Below are 270 nucleotides of genomic sequence, written 5' to 3'. Positions count from 1 at the left end.
CTGGGATAAATGACGTTTTGCTTGTTCTTGCCATGTGATCGTATTTAGCGGCATGGGGAATGACGGCTCGTTGATGGCACCTACGATGCATAAGCAAGGCTGCTCAGTATGGACTCAAGCACCAGATGGGTGTGCGAATGGCTCGATGCCGCAATCTGTGATTGATCTTGAATGCAGTGCATACACCGCATCTCCAAAAGACCTGGCTCGAGCATTAATTAATAAAGTTGGCTGCTACAGTGCACCTGACGCCAGTGCTAGCAATTTAGA

At 48.5% G+C, this 270-nt stretch carries 1 protein-coding gene; it reads left to right on the top strand.

Features of this window, described 5'->3' with window-relative positions:
• Positions 1-34: 34 nt before the first annotated feature.
• A partial coding sequence (locus A3766_RS11145) for a chemotaxis protein CheB (protein ID WP_231882889.1) occupies positions 35-270 on the top strand: 236 nt, incomplete at its 3' end.

Source organism: Oleiphilus sp. HI0132 (genome assembly GCF_001635845.1).
The sequence above is the reverse complement of the archived record's forward strand: the minus strand, read 5'-3'. Positions and strand labels throughout refer to the sequence as shown.